This is a genomic window from Nocardia sp. PLKS1-43 (assembly GCF_059510335.1).
This window is the reverse complement of record NZ_JCAJZQ010000010.1, coordinates 194,898-219,158: the sequence shown is the minus strand read 5'-3', so window position 1 is coordinate 219,158 and position 24,261 is coordinate 194,898. Positions and strand designations below refer to the sequence as shown.

Sequence of the window (24,261 nt, the reverse complement as noted above, 5' to 3'; positions counted from 1 at the left end):
GTTCTGTGGAAGAGGCAGTCGATGACTACGTTCTTTGAACAAGCCCATTCTAGAGATGCATCACTTGAATAGATTGCAATTCGCATTTTTATCATTCGTCTGATTGACTGTCTGAAATGGTAAAATGCCTGCCAGGCAGGCGATTTGGCGAATTATCGGTGTATTCACGTACTGTGCTGGGCATGACATCCGATCCATCCAATCCGCATGACGCGCTGGTTCGCAAAATGCTCTCGAATGCCGTCGACGCGGGTTCCGAGGTTCGGGTCGTCGCGCCGAAAGCTATTGCGGAGCGACTCGACTGGGATGAATTCGAACTGGTGGACGGTTCGCTGGTTTCCGCCGAATTGCGGTCGCGATACACCGATCGGTTGTTTCGCACCCGTACCAAGTTCAGCGGTAGGCCGACGTTCGTCTACGTTCTGCTAGAGCACCAGAGCACACCGGATTGGTTGATGGCGTTCCGGGTGCTCGAGTATCAGGTCGGGGTGATCGGGAAGTATCTGCGGGACAAGGGAGATGAGAAGGTCGAACGCATTCCCGCTGTCCTGTCTCTGGTCGTGCACGTCGGCCCGAAGGGGGTGCGTTGGAATGCGCCCTTGGAGGTCGGCGAACTGTACGACCTGGACTCCGATGACCGTATCGCGATGCAGGACTACCTGCCGGGTACGCGATACATGCTCGATGATGTCAATGCGCTCGACGTCCCTACACTCCTGAGCCGTCCCGTCACCGTCATGGTCAGACTGGTTCAGGTAGTGGTCAAGGTCACCGGCCGCGGCCGGGAGGCACTGCTCGCCACCTTGCCCTACCTGGTCTCTGACCTCCGCGTCGTCCTCGAAGGTCCCTACGGCAGGGAGGCGTTCGAGGTCATCGCGACGTACATTGAATATGTTGGCAAACTGTATCCCGGCGAGTTCGAAACCTTCGCCGAACAAGCACAACTCGGACCCATCGCCAAGGAGGTCATCGTGACGACTGCTGAGATGCGTGAAGCGCTGGGGGAAGCACGGGGTCGTGCGGCGATGTTGATCAGGCAGCTGACGGTCAAGTTCGGGTCGTTGAGTTCCTCGGTCGAGGAAAAGGTCTATGCGGCTGACATCGAGCAGTTGGATGCGTGGGCTGAGCAGTTGCTGACTGCGACAACCCTCGAGGAGGCGCTCGCATGACGGATGACGGAACCGAACATCGCCCTGGAGGTCATCAAGACGACCGCGCGAATGCGAGAAGAGATCGGTGAAGCGCGTGGCCGTGCGGAGACGCTGATCATGTTGCTGACCGAGAGGTTCGGGCCGTTGGATCGCTCGGTCATGACGAGGATGTATGCGGCTGACATCGGGCAGTTGAAGGTGTGGACTGCACGGGTGTTGCGCGCGGCCACGCTGAACGAGGTGTTGGCCTGAGCAGTTCGGGATGTTGGGACGCCGAGGGGCGGCATTGTGCCCCAAGGGGATACCCGGGGATTTCTAGGTGTGCATCACTCGTATGGGGGAGGGAGGATCACCTTGTGAGGTGATGGCAGCGGGGGTGGGGGTTTCTACGATGGGCTCGTGACGGCTATCGGGCGGGTTCGGCGGTGGGGCCTTCTTCCGCTGGTGGGGGTGTTTTTGCTGATGGGGTCGGGCGGGGTTGCGGGGGCCGACGCGCCGTCTTCGGGCGGGGATGTGTCTATTGCGCAGACGTTGGGGGGTCGGGAATTGACCGTGGTATTGCGGCGGGTGACGTCGGTGCCGGGGCCGTTGCAGGTCGAGGTGGTTACTCATGCCGGGAGCGGGGGCGGGAGGCTGACATTGGCGTTGACGCCGACCGGGGCCTCGTCGGCGGCGGCGTCGCCGGCACCGGGAGTACCCACCGATCGGGGGGCGGTGCAGCTGGGCGATTCGCCGGGGATGTACGCGACGACGTTGCGAGTGGATCGGCCCGGGCCCTGGGAATTGGCCGTGGGCGATGGGCAGCAGGTCGCGCGCATTCCGTTCGTGGTGTCGAAACAGGTGACCACGCCGCCGGAACGGTTCGTGTACGGCGGATTCCTGGCGGCCGGTGTGCTGCTGCCGGTTTCGATTCTGGTGGCGGTTCGGGCGCGACGCAGCGCGTGGGCATTGGTGCCCGCCGGGGGCATGGTGGCGGGTTTGGCGGTGGCGATGACGGCTGCGGTGCTGTCCGCATCATTGCCGTTACCACCGCAGCCCGGCGTGCAGCTCGATCCCGATGTGGACAATGTGAGCAACCCGTATTCCCTTGGGCAGCCGATGATTTCGGACTTCTCGCGCCCGCCGGTGATGCTCGCGCTGGGCGGAGCGCCGCTGATCGCCGGACAGCCGGGCGATCTGGATCTGTATCCGATCGATGCGGCTACCGGCGCGGCCGTCGACGATCTGATCATCGAGGACAGTGCGCTGATCCACCTGCTGGTGGTCGGGCCGAGCGGTCAGCTGTGGCATCTGCATCCGATCCGGATCGCGCCCGGCCACTTCAGGATCCGTCTCACCCTGCCGGAGGCCGGGCACTACGCGCTGTCCGCCGAACTGGCGCGGCGCGGTGGGGGTGTGCAAATGGTCCGCGCCGCAGGCGGTTTCACCGTCACGCAGGGGCAGGCCGCCAGTGGGGCACCGCAGCACACGGCGAATCCGGTACACCTCGGCGACGGCGCCACGACGGCATCGACCGACGTCGACACCACCCCGATCGCCGTGGCCGCCACCGCCGCAACCGCGGGTAAGCCCACCACCCTGACCGCGACCGTCGGCACCGCCTCCGATCTGCAACCCTGGCTCGGCATGGTCGGGCACATGATCGTCGCCGGACCACTTCCCGATTCGGATACCGATATCGGGACAGCGGTTCAAAACGCTTCGGTCTGGGGGCACGCTCACTCCATGGGCGGCATGTCCATGTCGGGCATGAGCAACCAGCCGGTCGGCGGGACAACGACTTCCGGCCCACCGGCCATGGCGGATATGCCCGGGATGAGCAACGGTCCGAACACCAGCACAACCACGATGCCGAATATGCCTGGTATGAGCAATGATTCCAGCACCGGCACTCCGCCGATGCCGGATATGCTCGGGATGAACCACGACTCGAATCCGAGTACGCGGCCGATGCCGAATATGCCTGGTGGCGGCAACGATCCCGGCGGCGCGATGCTGATGCCACCGGTGAACGGTGACAGCGCACCGGATGAGACCGTCGCCGCATACGGCCCGGCGGTCCCGTTCACTTACACCTTCTCAGCGCCTGGCCGCTACCGGCTGTGGATACAGGTGGAGAAGAACTACACCGTGCTCACCATCCCGATCGTTCTCGACGTCGTGGCGGGAGGATCACGATGACGACGAGTCCCGCGACGACCGCGAATCCGGTCGAACACGGGCCGCGCGCCCGAACGCTACGGGTGGCGGCGGTTCTCGCACTGGTGGTCGCGCTGATCGCACTGGCCGGATGGCTGCTGTGGCCGAGCCCGCCCGGGCATCTCGTAATGCACAGCGGCACAGCCGATCACATTGTCACTGTGACATCGGGCAGTTCCCGGATCGGCGACACGAGCATCGATATCGACATCACCGATCGTGCGGGACGTCCGGTGCGCGATGCCGTCGTCGAGGTACAGGCGGTGGAGCCGCGGATGGGCTACTCGAATGCGCCGGTGACCGCGACAGCGAGCGGGGAAGGTCGTTATCACGCGCAGGATGTGCCGTTCATGATGACCGGGCCGTGGGATCTGCGGCTGTCCATCGTGATCGGCGACTCGACCGATCGGCTTTCCGTACCGCTGTGGATCAGCGGATGAGAAACAGGGGTGCGGGAGCACCGGAAGGGAGGATCACGATGCGCGAAAACAAGGAGCGACCGCCCGGATCGCTGTCGGATACTGACCAGGCGACAACCTGGTCGCAGCCCGAGACGGGGGAGAAGCCATGAGCACCTCGATACCGTTCGACACCGCGCCGGGCGGTGCGGCAGCGGCGAATACGCCGCGCTCGATCACCGTGGCCGACGCCACCGGAACGGCGGCGCGGGCGGGAGCCTGGGTCGTCCTGCTCGGCATCGTCGTCACCACGGTCGGAACCAGCTGGGATATCCAGTGGCACAACGACGTCGGGCCGGACACCTTCTTCACACTGCCGCATCTGTTCCTCTATTCCGGCAGCGCTATCTCCGGATTCGCCAGTCTCGCCGTAGTCGTGCTGATGACCTCGGCGCAGCGGGCGGGCCGCGCGGTGCCACGCGCGGGCGGCACGCCGATCCGGGTCTTCGGCGGCACGCTCACCGCACCGATCGGCTACATGGTTTCGGGCGCGGGCGCCGCACTGTTCCTGCTCTACGGCCTGTTCGACCTGGAGTGGCATTCGATCTACGGATTCGACGCGGTCCTCAACACCCCTTCGCACGTAGCGCTGTTCCTGTCGATCTCGACGACCATGATCGGCAGCGTCATCGTGTTCTCCGCGCATCGAGACGAGTTGTGGGGGCGCGCCGGGCTGGTTTTCGCGATCGTGCTGCTGATCTCCTACGCCCCGATCCCCGCCGACGGGCTGAACAACCTGCGCCTGCCCGTCGACGCCATGGTCGCCGCCACCGTGCTGTTCGCGCCGATGCTGCTCATCGTGGGCGCAGTCGTCCTGGGCCGGGCCGGAGCCGCGCTGGCCATCGGTCTGGCGATGAGTGTGACGCAGGGGCTGCTGTGGTGGTTCTCGCCGTGGGCCGCGCACGTGTACGCCTCGGCCGTCGGCCTGCCGCTGCGCGACGGATTGCTGCCGCTGCCGCCCTCGTTCCCGAGCATCATGCCGATGTTCCTGATCGTCGCCGCGGTGGCCGTGGAGGGAATCTTCGCGCTGGCCAGGACCCGAAACCTGGAACCGCACCGCACGCTGCTGGCGACCGGCGTGGTGGCGGGCGTGATCCTGGGCATCGGCCTGCCGCTGCAAACGATCCTGACCGATCCGGTCGCGCACATCAGCGCGTCGATGTTCGTCATCATCGCGGTTCTGGGCATCCCGTTCGGACTCGTCGCCGGATATCTCGCCGGACGTTTCGCCGCCATGCTGCGCACCCTCGCACCACGGGAGACCTTGTGACCCAACGCATCACGCACGATCGCCGCGGCGCCGAGGTGCGGTCGTGATCAACAGCGCCACCCTGCGCCGGCTGGCGGTGCTCCTGCTCGCGGCGGCCACGCTGGGCCTGATCACGTCCGGTCCGGCCGCCGCCTATCAACCGGTGAACATCGTGCACACCGAACGGGTCCAGGCCGGACCGTACGGCGTCACCGTCGGATTCACCACCTGGCCGATCCGGGCCATGCAGTCGCTGGACTTCACCTTCCTGCCCGACGGCGGCATCGCCGGCAAGTCCGGAACCCTGAAGATCAACGGACCCGACCGCCGGGCCACCCGCCGGGTGCAGCCGCTCGCGCGGCATCCGCGCAAACGCGACTCCTGGGGCCTGGACGTGAAATCCCTGAACGCGCCCGGCGACTACAGTTTCAGCTTCGTCATCGACGGGCCGCAGGGCCGCGGCGAGGGCACGCTGCAGGGTGTGCGGGTACTCGATCAACCCGGTCCGCCGCTGCCGCTGAGCTGGACGTTGGGCCTGCTTCCCCTGGCCGGACTGCTGATTTTCCTCGTCGTCGTGTGGCGGCGGCTGCGTCCGGGAAAGCTGCCGTTGACGATCTGATCCGGGCCCGGCGGCGTCCGCGGGGGGCGTCGCCGGGCTCACAGGACCCCGATTTGAAGTCCGCGCCGGGGCTCGTGCATACTTGTCGGGTTGCCTTCACCGGGTGGCGTATGTCTGTGGTGAAAACCCGCGGATACCAGGCGTAATCGGTGGAGGCGGGCAGTACCCACTCAGTATCGGTGTCGAGTCCGGCGCGGATACGTCCGGGACAGCGTTCTACCGGCCCAATGGAGAGTTATCCGGGGCCGAAGAATGAGCGGAAAGGCGACACGCCCGACCGCGTGGACCGGAAGAACCATGACAGATGAACAGCGGCGATGGATCGGTCGAGACCGGTCGAGGCAAGTACGGATGCGTCTGCTGTCTTCGTGGGTTCGGGCATGCAAATGAGGGTGCTTCGGGAGGCGACTCCCGGATCACGACGAAAGCGGAGAAAAGGACACTCAGCGTGGCGGGACAGAAGATCCGCATCAGGCTCAAGGCCTACGACCATGAGGCGATCGACGCGTCTGCGCGCAAGATCGTCGAGACGGTGACCCGCACCGGTGCCCGCGTCGTCGGGCCGGTGCCGTTGCCGACCGAGAAGAACGTGTACTGCGTCATCCGTTCGCCGCACAAGTACAAGGACTCGCGCGAGCACTTCGAGATGCGTACGCACAAGCGGCTGATCGACATCCTCGACCCGACGCCGAAGACGGTGGACGCGCTCATGCGCATCGACCTCCCGGCCAGCGTCGACGTCAACATTCAGTGACGGGGACTTCGAATATGACTGACAACAAGAGCCGTCCGGCCGCGGGCATCCTGGGCACCAAGCTCGGCATGACCCAGGTCTTCGACGAGAAGAACCGCGTCGTTCCCGTGACCGTCATCAAGGCGGGCCCGAACGTCGTTACCCAGATCCGCACCGTGGAGCGCGACGGCTACTCCGCCGTTCAGCTCGCGTTCGGCGCCATCGACCCGCGCAAGGTGAGCAAGCCGGTCTCCGGCCAGTTCAGCAAGGCCGGCGTCACCCCGCGTCGCCACGTCGCCGAGATCCGCGTCGCCGACGCCTCGACCTTCGAGGTCGGCCAGGAACTCAGCGCCGAGGTCTTCGAAGAGGGCGCGTACGTCGACGTGACCGGCACCAGCAAGGGCAAGGGCTTCGCCGGCACCATGAAGCGCCACGGCTTCCGCGGCCAGGGCGCCTCGCACGGTGCGCAGGCCGTGCACCGCCGCCCGGGTTCGATCGGTGGATGTTCGACGCCTGGCCGTGTTTTCAAAGGCATGCGGATGTCGGGCCGGATGGGTAGCGACCGCGTCACCACGCAGAACCTCTCGGTCCACAAGGTGGACGCCGAGAACGGCCTGCTGCTGATCAAGGGTGCGATCCCGGGCCGCAAGGGCGGCGTCGTGATCGTCAAGAGTGCAGTGAAGGGTGGTGCCCGGGCATGAGCACCGAGACAGCAACCGCTGAAAAGAAGACCAACCTGACGCTTCCGGTCAAAGAGCCGGGCGGCAAGACCAACGGCACCGTCGAACTCCCCGCGGAGATCTTCGACGTCACCGCCAACGTCGCGCTGATGCACCAGGTCGTCGTGGCCCAGCAGGCCGCGGCTCGCCAGGGCACGCACGCGACCAAGACCCGCGGCGACGTCCGCGGCGGTGGCAAGAAGCCGTACCGGCAGAAGGGCACCGGCCGCGCCCGTCAGGGTTCGACCCGCGCGCCGCAGTTCACCGGCGGTGGCACCGTGCACGGCCCGCAGCCGCGCGACTACTCCCAGCGTCTGCCCAAGAAGATGAAGGTCGCCGCGCTGCGTGGCGCCCTGTCGGACCGGGCGCGTAACGAGCGCATCCACGTGATCAGCGAACTCGTCGCGGGACAGACCCCTTCGACCAAGACCGCCAAGAACTTCCTGACCGAGCTGTCGGAGCGCAAGAACATCCTGGTCGTCGTCGGCCGCGAGGATGTCACCGCGTGGAAGAGCGTGGCGAACCTGCAGGGCGTGCACCCCATCGCTCCGGACCAGCTGAACACGTACGACGTCCTCAAGAGCGACGACGTGATCTTCTCGGTCGAGGCGCTCAACGCCTTCGTGCACGGCCCCTCGGAGGCAGATCAGGCAGCTGCACAGGAGGACAGCAAGTGACCACCATCGCCGATCCCCGCGACATCCTGCTCGCGCCGGTCATCTCCGAGAAGTCCTACGGACTGATCGAGGAGGGTACCTACACCTTCCTGGTGCACCCGGACTCGAACAAGACGCAGATCAAGATCGCCGTCGAGAAGGTCTTCGGCGTGAAGGTGACCAACGTCAACACCGCCAACCGTCAGGGCAAGCGCAAGCGGACCCGCTTCGGTTACGGCCAGCGCAAGAGCACCAAGCGCGCGCTCGTGACCATCTCGGCCGACAGCAAGCCCATCGAGATCTTCGGAGGCTCTGTCGCGTAAGCGGCGGAGAGTCCAGAAAGCAGAGAAGAACTCATGGCAATCCGTAAATACAAGCCGACGACGCCGGGCCGTCGCGGCGCGAGCGTCTCGGACTTCGCCGAGATCACCCGGTCGACTCCGGAGAAGTCGCTGCTGCGCCCGCTGAGCAAGTCCGGCGGCCGCAACGCGCACGGCCGGATCACCACCCGGCACCGCGGCGGCGGTCACAAGCGCGCCTACCGTCTGATCGACTTCCGCCGGTTGGACAAGGACGGCATCCCGGCCAAGGTCGCGCACATCGAGTACGACCCGAACCGCACCGCCAACATCGCGCTGCTGCACTACGCGGACGGCGAGAAGCGCTACATCATCGCTCCCAAGGGCGTGACGCAGGGCACTCGCATCGAGTCCGGCACCGGTGCGGACATCAAGCCGGGCAACAACCTGCCGCTGCGCTCGATCCCGACCGGTACCACCGTGCACGCGGTGGAGCTGCGTCCCGGCGGCGGCGCCAAGCTGGCCCGCTCGGCCGGTATGAGCATCCAGCTGCTGGGTAAGGAAGGCGCCTACGCCGTCCTGCGCATGCCCTCGGGCGAGATCCGCCGCGTCGATGTGCGCTGCCGCGCCACCATCGGCGAGGTCGGCAACGCCGAGCAGTCGAACATCAACTGGGGCAAGGCCGGCCGCATGCGGTGGAAAGGCAAGCGCCCCACGGTCCGAGGCGTCGTGATGAACCCCGTCGACCACCCGCACGGTGGTGGTGAGGGCAAGACCTCCGGTGGTCGCCACCCGGTCTCGCCCTGGGGTCAGCCGGAAGGCCGTACTCGTAAACCCAACCGTCCGAGCGACAAGCTCATCGTCCGCCGTCGCGGCAAGAAGCGCTAAGAGGAGGTTAAGACATGCCACGCAGCCTGAAGAAGGGCCCGTTCGTCGACGAACACCTCCTCAAGAAGGTGGACGTCCAGAACGAGAAGAACACCAAACAGGTCATCAAGACCTGGTCGCGGCGTTCGACCATCATCCCCGATTTCATCGGCCACACGTTCTCGGTCCACGACGGCCGCAAGCACGTGCCGGTGTTCGTGTCGGAGAACATGGTCGGGCACAAGCTCGGTGAGTTCGCACCGACCCGCACGTTCCGGAGCCACGTCAAGGAAGATCGGAAGAGCAAGCGGCGATGAGCACTGAAACTCAGAATCCGACCGCACGCGCCACCGCCAAGCACGTTCGCGTGACGCCGATGAAGGCGCGTCGCGTCGTGGACATGGTTCGCGGCCAGCGGGTCGAGGACGCGCTGAACATCCTGAAGTTCGCGCCGCAGGCAGCGAGCGAACCGGTCGCCAAGGTCGTGGCCTCGGCCGCGGCCAACGCCGAGAACAATCTGGGCCTGAACCCGGCGACGCTGGTCATCTCGACCGCGTACGTCGACGAGGGCGCGACCATGAAGCGCTTCCAGCCGCGGGCACAGGGCCGTGCGTTCCGGATCCGTAAGCGCACCAGCCACATCACCATCGAGGTCGAGAGCGTCGCCAGCGCCGCCCCGGCTCGCAGCCGCCGGAAGGGAGGGGCTAAGTAAATGGGACAGAAGATCAACCCCCATGGCTTCCGCCTCGGTATCACCACCGACTGGAAGTCGCGTTGGTACGCGGACAAGCAGTACGCGGACTACGTGAAGGAAGACGTCGCGATCCGCAAGCTGCTCGCCACGGGCATGGAGCGGGCCGGCATCTCGAAGGTCGAGATCGAGCGCACTCGTGATCGCGTCCGGGTGGACATCCACACCGCGCGTCCGGGCATCGTGATCGGCCGTCGTGGCGCGGAGGCCGACCGCATCCGCGCCGAGCTGGAGAAGCTCACCAAGAAGCAGGTCCAGCTGAACATCCTCGAGGTCAAGAACCCCGAGTCGGATGCGCAGCTGGTCGCTCAGGGTGTCGCCGAGCAGCTCTCCAACCGTGTGGCGTTCCGTCGCGCGATGCGCAAGGCCATCCAGTCGGCTATGCGTTCGCCGAACGTCAAGGGCATCCGGGTGCAGTGCTCGGGTCGCCTCGGCGGCGCGGAAATGTCGCGTTCGGAGTTCTACCGCGAGGGTCGCGTTCCGCTGCACACGCTGCGCGCGGACGTCGACTACGGCCTGTACGAGGCTCGGACCACCTTCGGCCGCATCGGCGTGAAGGTCTGGATCTACAAGGGCGACATCGTCGGCGGCAAGCGCGAGGTCACGGCCAGCGCCGCGCCGGCGGGTGAGCGCCGCGAGCGTCGGGAGCGGCCGAACCGTCCGCGGCGGTCCGGTTCGTCCGGTACCACCGCGACCAGCACCGAGGCCGGGCGTGCCGCCACCGCTGTGGCGGAGACTCCGGCGCAGACACCTCAGGAGGGCTGACCCATGCTGATGCCTCGCAAGGTCAAGCACCGCAAGCAGCACCACCCGGGCCGCTCCGGCATGGCCAAGGGTGGCACCTCGGTGGCGTTCGGCGAGTACGGCATCCAGGCTCTGGAGCCCGCCTACGTCACCAACCGGCAGATCGAGTCGGCGCGTATCGCGATGACCCGCCACATCAAGCGTGGCGGCAAGATCTGGATCAACATCTACCCGGATCGTCCGCTGACCAAGAAGCCCGCCGAGACCCGCATGGGTTCCGGTAAGGGTTCGCCCGAGTGGTGGGTCGCGAACGTCAAGCCCGGCCGGGTGATGTTCGAGATGAGTTACCCGAACGAGGAGACCGCTCGCGAGGCCCTGCGCCGCGCGATGCACAAGCTCCCGATGAAGTGCAGGATCGTGACGAGGGAGGAGCAGTTCTGATGAGCGGAACACCGGCCGCAGAGCTGCGGGACAAGGATCAGGACGAGCTCGTCGCCGCCCTGCGGGAGGCGAAGGAAGAGCTGTTCAACCTGCGCTTCCAGATGGCGACGGGTCAGTTGACGAACAACCGTCGGCTGCGTGTGGTCCGGCACGAGATCGCGCGCATCTACACGGTCATGCGCGAGCGCGAGCTCGGTCTGGCCACCGGTCCCAAGACTGAGGGAGACGCCGCATGAGTGACAGCAGTGTGAGTGAAAAGAAGGGCCCGGCCAAGACGCCGGCCAAGGAGACGGAGCGTGGCAGCCGCAAGGTTCGCGTCGGCTACGTCGTCTCGGACAAGATGAACAAGACGATCGTCGTCGAGCTGGAGGACCGCGCGCGGCACCCGCTCTACGGCAAGATCATTCGCACCACCTCCAAGGTGAAGGCGCACGACGAGAACGAGACCGCCGGTGTCGGCGACCGCGTTCAGCTGATGGAGACCCGTCCGCTGTCGGCCACCAAGCGCTGGCGTCTGGTCGAGGTGCTGGAGCGGGCCAAGTAAGTCCCCTCCACCGCTGAGAGTCGAAAACCGCAGGCCCGCTTTCCTTCCCGGAAAGCGGGCCTGCGGCGTATTCGGCGGCGCGGTGTCGGTCGCGATAACCGGCGGTATGCCGATAGCGAACGAAATATCCGGTGAGCGAATTACTTCTGCGCGCCCGAACCGGGCGTTATCGTGCCCACTGGTAGAAAGATTGGGGCGAGTGGAATACGCTTCGCGCGGAGAACCCGCGTATGGAGGGATGATGTGACCACCCCGAGCACGGTCCGGCAGGAGGCCGGGGCAACTGGCGAACGGCCGCCGGTGCGCATGACGAAGCTGGTTCACCTGATGGCCGAATATCAGAAGCTGGGCGCGCATCGCCAGACGTTTCTGCCCGCGTCCATGAGTGACGACATCTTCGTGCGCGGGTGCGGGCTGATCGCGGGCGGGCTGGCCATCGTCGCGGGGATCTGCGCGACCGCGTCCTGGTGGACCGGCACGATCGTATTCGTCATTCTGGCGCTGATTCCGTTGGCGGCGGCCTGGTTACGCGGCAGCCTCACCGGTGCGGTCCGTACGGCCCGGATAGATCTGTTCGAGCACGGTCTGACGGTGTATCGATCGGGGCAGGAGATCACCGCATTCCGTTGGGACACCGCCGAAGTCCGGCAGTCGGTCATCCCGTCGCCGGGCGCGCCCGCCGAGTACTCACTGACCCTGGACGGACCGGACGGTTCGCACGAATCCTTCGACGAACGCCAATTCGACTGCGCGCATGAATGGGGTCCGGCCATTCAATCCGCCGTGACCGCAACACAACTCCCGCGCGCGGTGGCCGCGATCGATGCCGGGGAGCGCGTGCAGTTCGGCGAAATCGTCGTGGATCTGGCCGAATTGGCGTTCGCGGGCGCGAGTTACCCTTGGGAACAGGTCGATACGATCGATGCCCAGGGTGGCCTGATCCGATTCAAGTCGGGTAGTCGCTGGGTCACGTTGCCGCCCATCGAATCCATTCCGAACTTCTATATCTTCAACGAGGTCGCCGAACGATTGCGCATGGCTGCTGCGGCGGAACTGGCCGACGGCACCCAATCGGAAGCTCGCTGAGCGTTTCAGCGGGTCGGCGTGAGCGGCAGATCCTCGGCGGCGGGCGCCGACCCGGACGGCTGTGCGCGACGCAGATGCCCGGCGATGCCGAGCGGATCGGTGTGCAGCATCGGCCGCCCGGTCAGCCACAGGCTGCCCGGAATCCGGCGCGCCACCTCCGTGATGCCGATCGCCATCGCGACGACGGTCAGATACAGCAGCACTGTGCCCCAGAAGAGCCCGAGGTGATTCTGTAGCGCCGGGATGACCGGTGCGAGCACCTGCAGCGCGATCGGGTGCGACAGGAAGATGCCGAACGATCGGTCCGAGCCGAAGCGTACGGCTCGGGAGAACAGGTCGTGTTCGCGTCGGTGCGCGGCCCACCAACTGCTGACCGTGTACACGGCGGAGATGATCAGGACGTAGCAGAACAGCAGGTGCGGCATGAAGACGTTGTTGGCCTGCCAGGCGGGCATCTGCCGCGTCTGCCACAGGAAGTACAGCTCGGCCAGCGCCAGCCCCACGGTCGCGCCCGCGACGAACAACGGGCCGAGCCGGCGCACCGTGCGGGTGACCGCGTCGATGTGCCAGGCCGCGATCGCGCCGAGCAGGATGTAGAACTGGTACGGGATCGCTGTGGCATACAGGTGGTTCCAGATGCCGAGTGCTCGTCCGGTCAGCGTCGGCGGGTGCACCAGCCACCACAGCACGCCCAGTTGTAGCGTCGCGCTCGCCGCGAGCACCCACCGGTGATTGCCCTCGGTGGCGCGCAGCAGTCGCATGATCAAGGGGAACAGCAGGTACGCCTGCATCGTCACCAGCAGGAAGTAGAGCTGATACCAGGCCCCGCCGGTGGCCGTCTCGAACACCAGCCGCCACAGCGCGCTGCGGACCGGTTCTCCAGGATGCAGTCCGGCCAGGACCGAATAACCCCAGTAGATAACCGACCAGGCGAGGTACGGGATGCCGACCAGCGGGAAACGTTTGCGCCAGAAGGCCCGGGTGTCCAGCGACTTACCGCGGTACTGGTAGATCAGCACGAAGCCGGTGAGAGCGAAGAACGCGTCCCGGGTGAAGTGCAGGGGCATGACCACGCCGTTGGCCGCGGTATTGCTCGCGTCGATCGAGTTGCCGACTACGTGCGCGCCGATGACACAGGCGAAGGTGAGAATCCGGAACAGGTCGATCTGATGGAGATGCGGCCGTTTGCGTCGCGGGGCCGGCGCCTCGGACTGCGTGGCTACGGTGCGGGGTGCGATGCTGATACTCATCAGGCCACCGCAACCCGGGCGAGCACTGTCGCCACCTCCGTCTCGACTACCCCTGCTTCGAACTGCCTCATACACTTCCCTCGGTCCGACCGTCAAAACCATCGTTCCCACCGAGCCTGTGAGCCGACTGATCGATTCCTCCGAATCGGCTGTGCCGGCGGCACGGGCCCTCGGCCCGATGTCAGTGGGTCAGACCGTAATGCCGGAAATCCGAGGCGAGCCGGTCGGCGATCCACTGGTGACCGGCTGCGGTGGGATGGAGCCGGTCTGCCACTGTGGGGAATACCCAATGTGAGGACAGTGGATCGAAGACGTACACGTTCTGATAGGCCGACCTGGCCGCGGTCACGATGATCTTGTCGGTGGCCCATGCGGCGGGTGTCGGCTCACCCTTCGGGAAAACCGTGATCACACCCACGGCCGCGTCCGGCGCCTGGGTGCGGATTTCGCTGATGACCTTGCGCACATTCGTCGCCAGCTCGGCCGGCGACGTGCCGATGTCATTGTATCCGGCCTGCACGATCACGACCGTCGGGTGGTCGGAGGTGAGCTGCAGCTTGCCGAGAAGGCGTTCCATGGGGCCGAGCTTGTGATAGCCCGGCGCGACGTAGCCGGCGCCCGGGTCGGCGCTCACCGTGGAACGCCAGCCGAGCTGGTGGGCCAGCAGTACGGGCCAGCCCTTCTGCGGGGATCCCGCACCGACCCCGTCACTGATCGATGCCCCGACCACGGCCAGCGTCGGGCGATCCTGCGCTGCTTCGGGGCCGGTGGTGGCGCCCGCGTGACCGTGCTGGGTACCCAGTCCGATGACGCTCGCCGCCGCTACGACAGTGGCGTAAATGCCGAATCTCGAAACGCGCTTCACGCAGTCAGTGTTATCAGGTTGTAAGGGTGGGTCAAGCTGTGGAGTCCGGTGAACTACGCCACGCGGGCAAATCCTGTGGTCGGCGGTGTGTGCGATGGTCCGATTCCGTTCAGCTGCCGACCGCGTACGGACGGGCGAGCCGGCGCGCCGCCTCGAGGATGCCGAGCACACGCGAGCCGGGCAGGCCGATCGATGCGCCGATCGCGGCCGGGGTCCAGGATTCGTCCGCGAGGGTGAGGACCTCGGCGAGCTGTTCGACGGGAAGTTTGGACAGTCGTCGCGCGGAGATCTCGCGCGCGACCGCCCAGACACCGGTCTCGTCGCTGTCCGGGTCGATCTCGTCACCGTCGTCCCAGGCATCGTGCGCCTCGAATGCGTCGCGGGCCGGTGTGCGGGTCGCGGGTTCCGGATCCGGCACGATCCTCGGGCGTGGCCGTCGCGGCGCCGCCTCGGCGACCGCCTGCTCGTCGAGGGCGAGCTGAGTGCCTCGCTGAGCGCTCGCGGCCGGGCGGGGGGACTCGACCGGCTCGCTCATCGCGGCCGCGCGCTGAGCGGGATGCTGGGCGGGTGCATTCGCCGGGCGGGTGTGCGCGGCCGGCTGCGGTGGCGTGGCAGTCGCGGCGGGCGCACTGGGGGCGGGCTCGCCGGTCACGTTCCGAGTGAATGCGGCGGAATCGAGGTCGGCGGAGGGCAGCGCGGGGCGGGCCGCCGACTCGACGGGGGACTGCTGGGTTGTGCTCGCGGGCGCAACTTCGCCGGACGGTTCGGCGGGGCGCCCGGTCTCGGCGAGCCGGACATCGGCGGAATCCGCGACGGGAATGCCGCTGCCCTCGGGCGTGACCGGGTTCGGCGGCTGCGGTTCGGTCGTGGAGGCAGTGGCGGAATACTGCGGAGACGGTTGGTGCGCGTCGGCGCTGATGTCGCCGTGGGGGTTCGGTTCGGCACTCCGGCGGGATGCCGGTGCGGCGGCCGTGATGTCGTTCGACCGCGTGGTGGTGGTGCGCGCGGTGGTGGTGCGTGGATCGTGCTCGATCGTCGGCCGATCGGGCGCGATGTGTGACGTGACGTTTCGCCGGGCATGTTCGGCATTCGCGGCGGGCGTGGCGAAAAAGCCTGCGGCCGGGTCGAATCGGGCGCCGAAGGTGGCCGTGCCGTCGGCGGGGCGGGCGGTGTGGCCCATCGGCAGGGCTACCGAATCGGTTGGCTCGGTGGTGAATTCGGCAAACGTGGCGCGACGCGGCTCGCCGAATTCGACCGTGGTGTGGCCGAATCGGGGCGGTGGCTGGTCGGGACTGGCGTCGTTCTCGACGGGAATGGCATCGATCAGCTGGGCGTAGCGGGCGGAAACCCAGGCGTGCAACCAGATCACCACGCCGACCATGACCGGTGCCACCGCGGATTCGGCGGCGCGGGCCAGTGCGCCCGCCACCAGATGCGGGCCCGCGTTGAGGGCGATGGTCACGCCCAGTAGGGCCGCTTCCAGGAAAACGACCTTGCCGCCTGCGATTTCGCGACCCCAGCGGGCGGCGGTGGTCGCCACGACCATGATCGTGATGATCGGGATCGAGATCATCGCCTCGAAACCGTAACTGAGCCAGTACAGCGGATCGGACATGTCACCGCTGGGGACCAGATTGTGCTGGACGTTCACCCCGGCCCACAGCATGCCGAGCACGACGACGCCGATCAGCGCTCGCGAGGACCATTCGGCGCGGCGATACAACTGGGCCAGGCGCGCATCGGGATTGGACACCCGCCGCCGCGCGGCCAGGGCGCGCCGGTGCCAGCGCGCATCGGCGTCGTCGGCGCGGCGCACCGACAGCGCGACGCGGCGGTCTCGCTTCTCCGCGGCCAGTTCGGCGCTCACGGCCCGGCGGCGTTGCTGCCGCCGCTGCTTGCGCATCCACTCCGCGAGTTCGCGTTCGGCGGCGATCTCGTTCTCGGACAGTTCGGCGAACAGCGCCGGGTCCGATTGCAGCGGCAGCTTTCCGCGGGCGGTGGCGACCCGATCCGCCAAGGCGGCGATCGCGGCCTCGGCGGCCGACGGAGATGTCGCGGTGGCCTGCTCCGCCGCCGGGGACGAGGCCGCCGTGGCTGGATCGGAGGGTTCGGAATTGCCGGTCGACCGGTTGTCGAGCATGGCGCGCCTTCCCGGGAGCGGATGTGGTTGCGGCAGTTGCCGAACCGATTACTCGAACGTATGTGTGACCGCAGTGAGAGTAATGCCCGGCCCATTCGAGGTCAATGCTTCCACCGAACATCCGTTCGGGTGGCTTGTGCGCCCTTCGGGTGCGGCGAGGGGTTCCATCAGGGCAAATGTGTCTTCTGCTGACATTTCCAGTGTTTTCTGTACATTCGCCGAGTCCGTTGTGTACCGCCTGGTCTGCTCGAGATCGCGCACGACAGGCAGGCCGGGCCGCGGTACCGGGGAACACCGAGGTCGTGCGTGCCAAGCCGCGCACCATGGTGCAGCTCGGGCTGACCGACGGCATCGAGGACATCCGCATCACCCTGTCCGGCCGGTGTCGCATCATCCGGCCGATGACCGGCCGCAAATCCCAAGGACTGTTCCTCTACCAGGTCACGGATCGGGTGCGGGCGAACCTCGCCGCATGCGGAACTGTGCGCACCTCGGATGGTGGCTGCCCTGAAGGGCGGCCGCACTTCCGTATGCGCAGGATCAGCACGGCCGCCCGAACCGGGCGGCCGTTCTCGTCCGCGTCAGGCGACGGTGGCCCGGCCGGGCGGCCCCATCACGAAAAGCACAAGCGCATGTCCCGGCGTATCACCGGCTTCACCCCCTCGGGTGAACTGCATCTCGGCTGGCGCTGGCCTGGCACCGCATCGAGGAGGATCCAGAGGTGTGATCCGCACGGCTACCCTGCGGGAAGCATTGAGGGCCTCGGGAATTCGTCGGACGACACATCTCGGGGCCCCTTTTTCGGTATCAGTGCAGTGCGGTGTGCCAGACCAGGGCCGCGGCGAGCGCTCCGGCCCCGTTGAGCGACCAGTGCAGCGCGATCGGAGCGAGCAGGCTGCCGCTGCGCCGCCGCAGCCAGGTGAAGACCGCACCCGCCGCACCGGTTGCCAGGACCGCCAGCGCGATGCCCGCGACCTGAGCCGTCGCTCCGTGGCCGAGAATTCCGCTCAGTCCGCGATTGCCGCTGGTGAGGCCGAGCGAGGAGGCGATATGCCAGAGTCCGAAAAGCAGTGAGCCCGCGGCGAATACGCCGCGCACGCCGTAGGCGCGGTCGAGTGCGCCGTGCAGGACGCCGCGAAAGGCGAGTTCCTCGGGAATGACGGTTTGCAGCGGAATCACGATCATCGAGGCGATCAGCGCGCCGGAGATGGTCGCGTAGCGGTTGGCGAGGAAGAACGGCCGGGTGATCGGCAGCGCCGCCCCGATCACCACCGCGGCGAGCACGATCCCGACCGCGCCCAGTGCATACAGCGTGCCGCGCCGCCAGTGCCGGGGGGACAGGCCGAGTTCGGCCCAGCCGAGGCCGCGCCGGCGCATCAGCAGCACCAGAACCACCGCGGCGATCGGGACGGTCAGGACATTGGCCCACGCCGAAGTGAAGTGGGCGATCAGATTCGTACCCGCGAGGGTGAGAACGACGACGGCCACGTCGACGTAGGCATGGACCCGCCGAACCGGCCCGGCGGTGGGCGGCTCGAGGAGGGCGGTCGCTCCGGAACTGCTCGCGACCGGCGTGCCGTCGTTATCGTTTCGAGACATCTATATCAGTCTACGTTTGTTAGCTGAAGGTTCGCCATATCTCATCGATCACCGACTCGATCGGCTCTTGCGCTATATGTATACGTCTACGTATAGTGGTGGCGAGGGGAGATGGCGGCCCGGTGGTGGGTGGCCTTCCGTGTCGCGCCGGTTGCCCCGAGTTGCGATCACCCGATCCGCCGTGCCTCGAAGAAATCAAAGGATGCGCATCCGTGCATCTTCGAATGAAGGGTGGAACCATGGCCATTGATTCGCAGCAGCAGTCCGTCACGGCCGACGCGCCGGGATCGACCGAGCGCGAGGACGAGTTCGCGACCGTCGAGCTCGCCGACGGCCCGGCCGGAGCGCGCACGAAGCGTTTCGAGGGGCGGTTCGTGGTCCAAGGCCGCGAATTCGGCAAGCGCGAGGTTGAGGTGACCAAGGTCTATCAAGGGCGCTCGGGCAGATTCGTGGTGCAGCGGCAACGTTTCGACTGGGCGGAGATGGCCTCCCGGGCCAACTTCCACGGCAGCTGGAAGAACTGGCTGAGCATGTTGGGCGGCAGCGGTTTCGGCGTGGATACCGATGCCGAACCGACCTGGGGCGATTACGAGGTCGAGGTCGTGGACACGCTGGAGGATCTGCGCGGGGTGCTCTCACCGAAACTGCATCGCCGCGTGGCCGCCGTTGTCGAACAGCCGCGCATCGAATATCTCGATATCTGAAGTCGCGGGATCAGTTGTCGCGGTGTGCTTTCGGGTGCAGCCCGGCCGACCAGCCGACGGGATCGGACCATGCCTGCAAGGTTCGGGCGGTGTCGAAGCGGCGGGCTGCCCCGGTGATCGGATCGGTGAATTCCAGTGTGGCCGCGAGTAATTGCAGCGGGCGGGTGAAGTCATCGATGGGGCGTTCGGTCAGTTCGGGAAAGAAATCGTCGCCGAGGATCGGGATGCCGAGGCCGTTCATGTGCACGCGGAGTTGGTGGGTGCGGCCGGTGCGCGGACGCAGGCGGTAGCGGCCCAGTCCGCCGCGGTGACCGAGCAACTCGACGTGGGTCTCGGCGTTCGGCTCGCCCGGCACCTCGAAAGCGCGAATGATATTGCGCTCCTTGATGATCCGGCTTCGTATCGTTCTCGGCAGCGACAGCTCCGGAGCGTGGGGCGCGATCGCCTCGTACTCCTTGCGCACGCGACGCTCCCCGAACAATTTCTGGTACGCGCCGCGCTGGGCCGGGGTGATCACGAACAGCACCAGCCCGGCGGTGGCCCGGTCCAGGCGATGCGCCGGAACGAGGTCCGGTAGGTCCAGTTCCCGGCGCAGCCGCACCAGCGCGGTCTCCAGGATGTGCCGGCCGCGCGGGATGGTGGACAGGAAGTGCGGTTTATCGATGACGAGCAGATGATCGTCGCGGTGCACGATCGTGATCGGGAACGGCACCTCGGTCTCGTGCGGCAGATCCCGGTGGAACCACACCGCCCCGCCCGGGACGTAGGGGGCGTTCGGCGCGATCGGACCGTCCATATCGACGATGCCGCCCTCGGCGAGCAGTTCATCGATGCGCGCGGGCGCGACTCGGGGCAACCGCTCCACGAGGTGATCGCGGATGGTCGCCCAGGAGCCCTCGTCCGGCAGCCGCAGCCGCGCCGGGTCCAGTCCGTGCCGCTTCGGCAGCGGCGGCTTCTGCCTGCGTCTCATCGGTGAGAAGACTATCGGCACGACGATGCGCGTCCGTCACCGCGCGAAATATCGGCCCGGCGAGATGCCGACCGTCCGGTGGAAGGCGGCCACATAGGCGCTCGGGGTGCCGTAGCCGACCCGTTCGGCGATGCGGGCGACCGGCAGCCCACCGGCGAGCAGCGGCAGCGAGGCCGCCAGCCGGATCTGAGTTCGCCACTGCCCGAACGTCATTCCGGTCTCGGCCCGGAACAGCCGGGCCAGGGTGCGCGGGCTCACGGCGGCCGCGGCGGCGAGCTGGGGCAGGGAGCGGTCGTCGGCCGGATCCCGCACCAGCGCACGGGCCACCGTCCGGGCGCGCGGATCGGCCGGCAGCGGCGCTCCGACCGGTACCACCTGCACGGGTTCGAGCAGGTCGAACACCACCGCCTCCGCTCGTCTGCGGGGACCGGCGTCGTCGTGGTCGCGCGGAGTGTCCGCGCAGTCCTGCACGCCGCGGGCGTCGTCGCGGGCGAGGTGGTCGAACAGCTCGTGCAGCAGCCGTCCGACTCGCAACAGGGTCGGCGTCGGGAAGGCGACCGGGGCGTGGTGCGGCTCCACGAAGATGCCGCGCATCGCCGCACCCTGGGACGTGCCGGTGCGGTGCGCGGTGCCGCCGGGGATCCACAGCGCCTGGTGGGCGGCAGCACCCAGCGCCCGGCGCCGATCTGGACGGCGAGGACTCCCCGTGCCGCCCAGGCGATCTGGTGTTGTGGATGTTCGTGCACATCGAACCAGTGGCCGGACGGCAGGTCGCCCGCGCCGAAGATCATCGTGGTGGCCCCCGGCGGTGCGGTGAGCAGCTGAGCATGGCCGTTTTGCGACACAGTCTGTCACTGTAGTGTCTGGTTGCCATCGCGACGTCGTCCTACCGTCGAGGCATGGCGATGAACTACCTCCATCGAGTGCTGTGCCGCTCGGCGATGTGGGAGCGCACCAGCGCGCGGAAGATCGTGCCGTGGGCGCTGGCGGGCCTGGACCTGGGCGATTCGGCGCTGGAGATCGGTCCGGGATACGGCGCGAACATTCCCGCGCTGGGCGATCGCGCGGCGACGCTCACCGGCGTCGAGATCGATCCGGAGCTGGCCGCCGGCCTGCGCGCGAAACACGGGCGCCGACTGCGGGTGGTCGAGGGCGACGGCGCGGCAATGCCGTTGCCGGACAACGCTTTCAGCTCGGTGGTCTGCTTCACGATGCTGCATCACGTGCCGTCGCCGACGCGGCAGGACGAACTGTTCGCGGAGGCGCTGCGGGTGCTGCGGCCCGGCGGCGTGTTCGCCGGTAGCGACGGTCTGGATCGGTTGCCGTTCCGTTTGATGCATGTCGGCGACACCTGCGTGCCGGTTCCGCCGGAGACGATCACCGATCGTCTCGTCCGTGTCGGATTCACCGATATCGAGGTCGACAAGCGATTGTCCAGCTTCCGTTTTCGCGCACGGCGACCCGAGAAGTAGGCGGCGACCCGGGTATGGCCGTGGCACCCGGCCCCGGTGGTGACGGAATCGAATCCGTTGCCACCGGGCCCTTTTCGGCTGGGGCGCGGTCTACTTGCGGAAGCCGCGGATGATCCGGCCGCCGAATATCAGGGTCAGGCCCACCGACCACAGGGCGGTGTACAGCACCGGCACGGCCACGGGACCGCCGGAGATGAGGCCGCGCATGGCGTCGATCGCCACGCTCATCGGTTGCGCGCGCACCACGGGCTGCAAGAAGCCCGGATACTGGTCCACGGGAACGAATCCCGAATTGAAGAACATGCCGAGCAGGATCAGGATGGAGCACAGCTCCACGATCTTGGCGCCCGCACGGCTCATCGCCAGCGCCATCACCATCGTCGCGAATCCCACCACGAGCAGGATGGGGACGCACAGCGCGCCGATCGCGGACAGGACGCCGGTATGCCAGCGCAGTCCGAGCGCCGCCCCGACCGGGAGCAGCAGTACCGTCGCGCCCAGGGTGCGCGCACATTCGGCGAGCAATCTGCCCGCCGGAATGGCCGCCCGGTAGCCCGGCAGCGCCCGCCAGCGATCGAGCAGACCGTTCTCGGCCTCCGCGTGCAGGGAAGTGCCCGTGGCCATCGCGCCGAACATCGTGGCCGTCACCGCGACCAGCGGGACGAAGCCCTCGATACTCGCCCGGCCCGATGACGCGGACAGAAATCTGCTCAGCACCAGCTGGTACATCAGCAGCAGTGCGGTGGGGAAGATCAGGGACTGGATCATGATCTCGGGTTCGCGCGTCCAGCGGCGCACCAGCCGGCCCGCGTGGATCAGGCTCTGCCCGACCAGTGACGCGTGCGTGGTCGCGTTGCCGTTCTGCCGTGTCAGCGTGGTCATCGCGCCCGCCTTCCGATTCGTGCCGACACCGCGGCGAACACCACGATCAAAGCGACCGACCACGCCAGCGCCCCGCCCACCGAGTCGTACCGCCCCGCGGACAACGCGCGCAGCGCATCGCTGCACACCGATACCGGCTGCCACCGTACGATCGGCTGAATCCAGCCCGGAAAGCCTTCCACCGGAACGAATCCGGTCGACGCCATGATCAGCAGAAGCTGTGGCAGCAACAGGATCTGCGCGCCGATCTCGGGATTACCGGTCGCGGTGCCGACCACATCGGCGCCGATCACGACGCCGACCGCGAACAGCAACGCCAGCACCACGAAGAGCAACGCACTGCCGACATCGTGGAATCGGAATCCGAAGATCGAACCGATCACCAGCGCACCGGCGATCGCCACGATCGCCCGCGACGCGTTGGCCGACATCCGCGCGGCCATGGGCACCCAGGGCCGCACCGGCATCGAGCGCAACCTGGTGCCCATTCCGCTCGCGGTGTCCAGGGCCGCCCGGTCGGCGGCCGACATGGCCGTGAAGAACATGCCCTGCAGGATGATCACCGGCAGCAGATACTGCGCGTAGCTCATCCCGGATCGCTCCATCGAATGTCGCAGCGGCACATAGAAACACATGAAGAAGATCATCGGCGCGAGGAAGCCGAAACCCAGATCGCCCTCGCGGATCGCGGCGCGCACGGTACGTCCGCTCAGCGCGCGCCACTGCAGGCCGGTCGGCGGCAGTACGACGGAAGCCGGTTCGCCGACCGCGCCCGGCCCGCTCATGCCCGCACCGCTCGGGTGTCGGTGTCCGCGGCGGAATCCGCGGTCACGGCATCGGATCTGGTGAGTTTGACGAATACCTCGTCCAGGGACGGACGGCGAAGCGCGATGTCCACCAACTCGATTCCGGCGGCCGAAATGCGTTCCAGCGCAGCGGTCAACGTCGCCGCGCCGGCCGGAGCGGGCACCGAGACGCGGTCCCCGGCGTCGGCGATGGTGACATCGCCCAGACCGGCCAGGGCGGTGGCCACCGCCGGGATGTCCGCGGACTCCACCGGGACGACCTCGCAATAGCTGGGCCCCGAGCGCGCCTTCAGATCGTTGGCCGTGCCCTCGGCGATGACCCGGCCCTTGTCGATGACGATGATGTTGTCGCTCAGCACATCCGCCTCTTCCAGGTACTGGGTGGTCAGCAACACCGTGACGCCCTCGTGCCGCAGGTCGCGCACCAGCGACCAGACCGCCTGGCGGCTCACCGGATCCAGTCCGGTGGTCGGCTCGTCCAGGAAGACCACCTTCGGCAGCCGGACCAGACCGCACGCGATATCGATGCGTCGGCGCATACCGCCCGAGTACTGCCCGACGCGCCGGTCCGCGGCCTCTTCCAGGTCGAACTGGGTCAGCAGTTCCGCCGCGCGCTGCTTGCTCGCCTTGGTACCCATCCCCAGCAGACGGCCGAACAGTACGAGGTTCTCCCGGCCGGTCAGCAGGTCGTCCAGCGCCGCGTACTGGCCGGTGAGCATGACCGATGCGCGAACCGACGCGGCATCGCGCACCACATCGAACCCCGCGACCGTCGCGCGCCCCGCATCTGGGCGGACCAGGGTGGAAAGGACCGAAACCGTCGTCGTCTTACCCGCCCCGTTCGGTCCGAGCACGCCCAGGACGCTGCCCGCCGGAGCGGTGAAGCTGACCCCCTGGAGGGCATGCACGGAGCCGAATCGTTTTTCGACGCCTTCGACGACCACGGCCTCGGCGTTCGCCTGCGTTGGAACCGCAGCCACAGGATCCTCCCAACTCTTCGAGAACTAACTGCCATACGTCCGAAAACCCACCGCCGGAGCCGATCCGAGATCGATCA

The 24,261-nt window shown here is 67.2% G+C and carries 29 protein-coding genes; 20 read left to right on the top strand and 9 right to left on the bottom strand.

The window, feature by feature from the left end; translation table 11 throughout:
• Window positions 1–182 precede the first annotated feature (182 nt).
• From AC5WS7_RS29800 to AC5WS7_RS29715, 18 genes are all read left to right on the top strand, one after another.
• Entirely contained in the window at window positions 183–1,169 is a 987-nt protein-coding gene (locus AC5WS7_RS29800) for an Rpn family recombination-promoting nuclease/putative transposase (protein ID WP_495957920.1), read from the top strand.
• A gap of 3 nt (window positions 1,170–1,172) precedes the next feature.
• On the top strand, window positions 1,173–1,403 hold the full coding sequence (locus AC5WS7_RS29795) for a hypothetical protein (protein ID WP_495957919.1): 231 nt from the start codon (window positions 1,173–1,175) through the stop codon (window positions 1,401–1,403).
• 210 nt (window positions 1,404–1,613) lie between these two features.
• A complete protein-coding gene (locus AC5WS7_RS29790; protein WP_495957983.1) occupies window positions 1,614–3,332 on the top strand; it encodes a hypothetical protein in 1,719 nt (572 codons plus the stop codon).
• Window positions 3,329–3,790 carry a FixH family protein gene (locus tag AC5WS7_RS29785; protein WP_495957918.1) on the top strand — a complete coding sequence of 154 codons (462 nt, stop codon included), beginning with the start codon at window positions 3,329–3,331 and terminating at the stop codon, window positions 3,788–3,790. Before AC5WS7_RS29790 ends, AC5WS7_RS29785 begins: the two co-directional genes overlap by 4 nt.
• 127 nt (window positions 3,791–3,917) lie before the next feature.
• Window positions 3,918–5,078: a hypothetical protein gene (locus AC5WS7_RS29780; RefSeq protein ID WP_495957917.1), complete on the top strand. Its 1,161-nt coding sequence runs from the start codon at window positions 3,918–3,920 to the stop codon at window positions 5,076–5,078.
• Window positions 5,079–5,154: 76 nt separating this feature from the next.
• The gene (locus AC5WS7_RS29775; RefSeq protein ID WP_495957982.1) at window positions 5,155–5,676 is read left to right on the top strand and encodes a hypothetical protein; all 522 of its coding nucleotides are present in this window, start codon (window positions 5,155–5,157) and stop codon (window positions 5,674–5,676) included.
• 448 nt (window positions 5,677–6,124) lie between these two features.
• On the top strand, window positions 6,125–6,430 hold the full coding sequence (gene rpsJ / locus AC5WS7_RS29770; RefSeq protein ID WP_003938093.1) for a 30S ribosomal protein S10: 306 nt from the start codon (window positions 6,125–6,127) through the stop codon (window positions 6,428–6,430).
• Between the two features lie 14 nt (window positions 6,431–6,444).
• On the top strand, window positions 6,445–7,110 hold the full coding sequence (gene rplC / locus AC5WS7_RS29765) for a 50S ribosomal protein L3 (RefSeq protein WP_495957916.1): 666 nt from the start codon (window positions 6,445–6,447) through the stop codon (window positions 7,108–7,110).
• On the top strand, window positions 7,107–7,805 hold the full coding sequence (gene rplD, locus AC5WS7_RS29760; protein ID WP_495957915.1) for a 50S ribosomal protein L4: 699 nt from the start codon (window positions 7,107–7,109) through the stop codon (window positions 7,803–7,805). Before rplC ends, rplD begins: the two co-directional genes overlap by 4 nt.
• Window positions 7,802–8,107 carry a 50S ribosomal protein L23 gene (gene rplW / locus AC5WS7_RS29755; RefSeq protein WP_495957914.1) on the top strand — a complete coding sequence of 102 codons (306 nt, stop codon included), beginning with the start codon at window positions 7,802–7,804 and terminating at the stop codon, window positions 8,105–8,107. Before rplD ends, rplW begins: the two co-directional genes overlap by 4 nt.
• 33 nt (window positions 8,108–8,140) lie before the next feature.
• Complete coding sequence (gene rplB / locus AC5WS7_RS29750; protein ID WP_040818434.1) at window positions 8,141–8,971, top strand: 50S ribosomal protein L2; 831 nt, start codon at window positions 8,141–8,143, stop codon at window positions 8,969–8,971.
• Between the two features lie 14 nt (window positions 8,972–8,985).
• Window positions 8,986–9,267 carry a 30S ribosomal protein S19 gene (rpsS, locus tag AC5WS7_RS29745; RefSeq protein ID WP_025347177.1) on the top strand — a complete coding sequence of 94 codons (282 nt, stop codon included), beginning with the start codon at window positions 8,986–8,988 and terminating at the stop codon, window positions 9,265–9,267.
• Window positions 9,264–9,662, top strand: a complete 399-nt coding sequence (gene rplV, locus AC5WS7_RS29740) for a 50S ribosomal protein L22 (protein WP_495957913.1) — start codon at window positions 9,264–9,266, stop codon at window positions 9,660–9,662. The genes rpsS and rplV overlap by 4 nt, the downstream gene beginning before the upstream one ends.
• The gene (gene rpsC / locus AC5WS7_RS29735; protein WP_495957912.1) at window positions 9,663–10,466 is read left to right on the top strand and encodes a 30S ribosomal protein S3; all 804 of its coding nucleotides are present in this window, start codon (window positions 9,663–9,665) and stop codon (window positions 10,464–10,466) included.
• 3 nt (window positions 10,467–10,469) lie between these two features.
• Entirely contained in the window at window positions 10,470–10,886 is a 417-nt protein-coding gene (gene rplP / locus AC5WS7_RS29730; protein WP_067666862.1) for a 50S ribosomal protein L16, read from the top strand.
• Entirely contained in the window at window positions 10,883–11,122 is a 240-nt protein-coding gene (gene rpmC / locus AC5WS7_RS29725) for a 50S ribosomal protein L29 (RefSeq protein ID WP_495957981.1), read from the top strand. Before rplP ends, rpmC begins: the two co-directional genes overlap by 4 nt.
• Window positions 11,119–11,430, top strand: coding sequence for a 30S ribosomal protein S17 (gene rpsQ, locus AC5WS7_RS29720; RefSeq protein WP_495957911.1), 312 nt, complete (start codon window positions 11,119–11,121; stop codon window positions 11,428–11,430). The genes rpmC and rpsQ overlap by 4 nt, the downstream gene beginning before the upstream one ends.
• 243 nt (window positions 11,431–11,673) lie before the next feature.
• Window positions 11,674–12,516 (top strand): DUF6585 family protein, encoded by an 843-nt coding sequence (locus tag AC5WS7_RS29715; protein WP_495957910.1) that lies wholly within the window; start codon window positions 11,674–11,676, stop codon window positions 12,514–12,516.
• A 5-nt stretch (window positions 12,517–12,521) separates the two neighbouring features.
• Here the strand turns inward: AC5WS7_RS29715 and AC5WS7_RS29710 are convergent, their stop codons facing one another.
• The 4 genes from AC5WS7_RS29710 to AC5WS7_RS29695 all read right to left on the bottom strand — a co-directional run bounded on the left by AC5WS7_RS29710 (window position 12,522) and on the right by AC5WS7_RS29695 (window position 18,370).
• Window positions 12,522–13,766, bottom strand: coding sequence for an acyltransferase (locus tag AC5WS7_RS29710; RefSeq protein ID WP_495957909.1), 1,245 nt, complete (start codon window positions 13,764–13,766; stop codon window positions 12,522–12,524).
• A gap of 181 nt (window positions 13,767–13,947) precedes the next feature.
• On the bottom strand, window positions 13,948–14,631 hold the full coding sequence (locus AC5WS7_RS29705) for an SGNH/GDSL hydrolase family protein (protein WP_495957908.1): 684 nt from the start codon (window positions 14,629–14,631) through the stop codon (window positions 13,948–13,950).
• 109 nt (window positions 14,632–14,740) lie between these two features.
• Window positions 14,741–16,771: a hypothetical protein gene (locus AC5WS7_RS29700; RefSeq protein ID WP_495957907.1), complete on the bottom strand. Its 2,031-nt coding sequence runs from the start codon at window positions 16,769–16,771 to the stop codon at window positions 14,741–14,743.
• Window positions 16,772–17,578: 807 nt separating this feature from the next.
• Complete coding sequence (locus AC5WS7_RS29695; protein ID WP_495957906.1) at window positions 17,579–18,370, bottom strand: CPBP family intramembrane glutamic endopeptidase; 792 nt, start codon at window positions 18,368–18,370, stop codon at window positions 17,579–17,581.
• 239 nt (window positions 18,371–18,609) lie between these two features.
• On the opposite strand from AC5WS7_RS29695, the gene AC5WS7_RS29690 reads away from it, so the two are divergent.
• Window positions 18,610–19,074, top strand: a complete 465-nt coding sequence (locus AC5WS7_RS29690; protein WP_495957905.1) for an EXLDI protein — start codon at window positions 18,610–18,612, stop codon at window positions 19,072–19,074.
• Window positions 19,075–19,084: 10 nt separating this feature from the next.
• Here AC5WS7_RS29690 and AC5WS7_RS29685 read toward each other — a convergent pair whose 3' ends face one another.
• Window positions 19,085–20,044: an RluA family pseudouridine synthase gene (locus AC5WS7_RS29685; RefSeq protein WP_495957904.1), complete on the bottom strand. Its 960-nt coding sequence runs from the start codon at window positions 20,042–20,044 to the stop codon at window positions 19,085–19,087.
• Window positions 20,045–20,080: 36 nt separating this feature from the next.
• The gene (locus AC5WS7_RS29680; protein ID WP_495957903.1) at window positions 20,081–20,638 is read right to left on the bottom strand and encodes a helix-turn-helix transcriptional regulator; all 558 of its coding nucleotides are present in this window, start codon (window positions 20,636–20,638) and stop codon (window positions 20,081–20,083) included.
• A 305-nt stretch (window positions 20,639–20,943) separates the two neighbouring features.
• Between AC5WS7_RS29680 and AC5WS7_RS29675 the strand changes: the two genes are divergently transcribed.
• Complete coding sequence (locus tag AC5WS7_RS29675; protein WP_495957902.1) at window positions 20,944–21,516, top strand: class I SAM-dependent methyltransferase; 573 nt, start codon at window positions 20,944–20,946, stop codon at window positions 21,514–21,516.
• 90 nt (window positions 21,517–21,606) lie between these two features.
• Here AC5WS7_RS29675 and AC5WS7_RS29670 read toward each other — a convergent pair whose 3' ends face one another.
• The 3 genes from AC5WS7_RS29670 to AC5WS7_RS29660 are packed head-to-tail and all read right to left on the bottom strand — an operon-like array spanning window position 21,607 to window position 24,184.
• Window positions 21,607–22,398 (bottom strand): ABC transporter permease, encoded by a 792-nt coding sequence (locus tag AC5WS7_RS29670; RefSeq protein WP_495957901.1) that lies wholly within the window; start codon window positions 22,396–22,398, stop codon window positions 21,607–21,609.
• A complete protein-coding gene (locus AC5WS7_RS29665) occupies window positions 22,395–23,183 on the bottom strand; it encodes an ABC transporter permease (protein WP_495957900.1) in 789 nt (262 codons plus the stop codon). The genes AC5WS7_RS29670 and AC5WS7_RS29665 overlap by 4 nt, the downstream gene beginning before the upstream one ends.
• Entirely contained in the window at window positions 23,180–24,184 is a 1,005-nt protein-coding gene (locus AC5WS7_RS29660; RefSeq protein WP_495957899.1) for an ATP-binding cassette domain-containing protein, read from the bottom strand. Before AC5WS7_RS29660 ends, AC5WS7_RS29665 begins: the two co-directional genes overlap by 4 nt.
• Window positions 24,185–24,261: the final 77 nt, after the last annotated feature.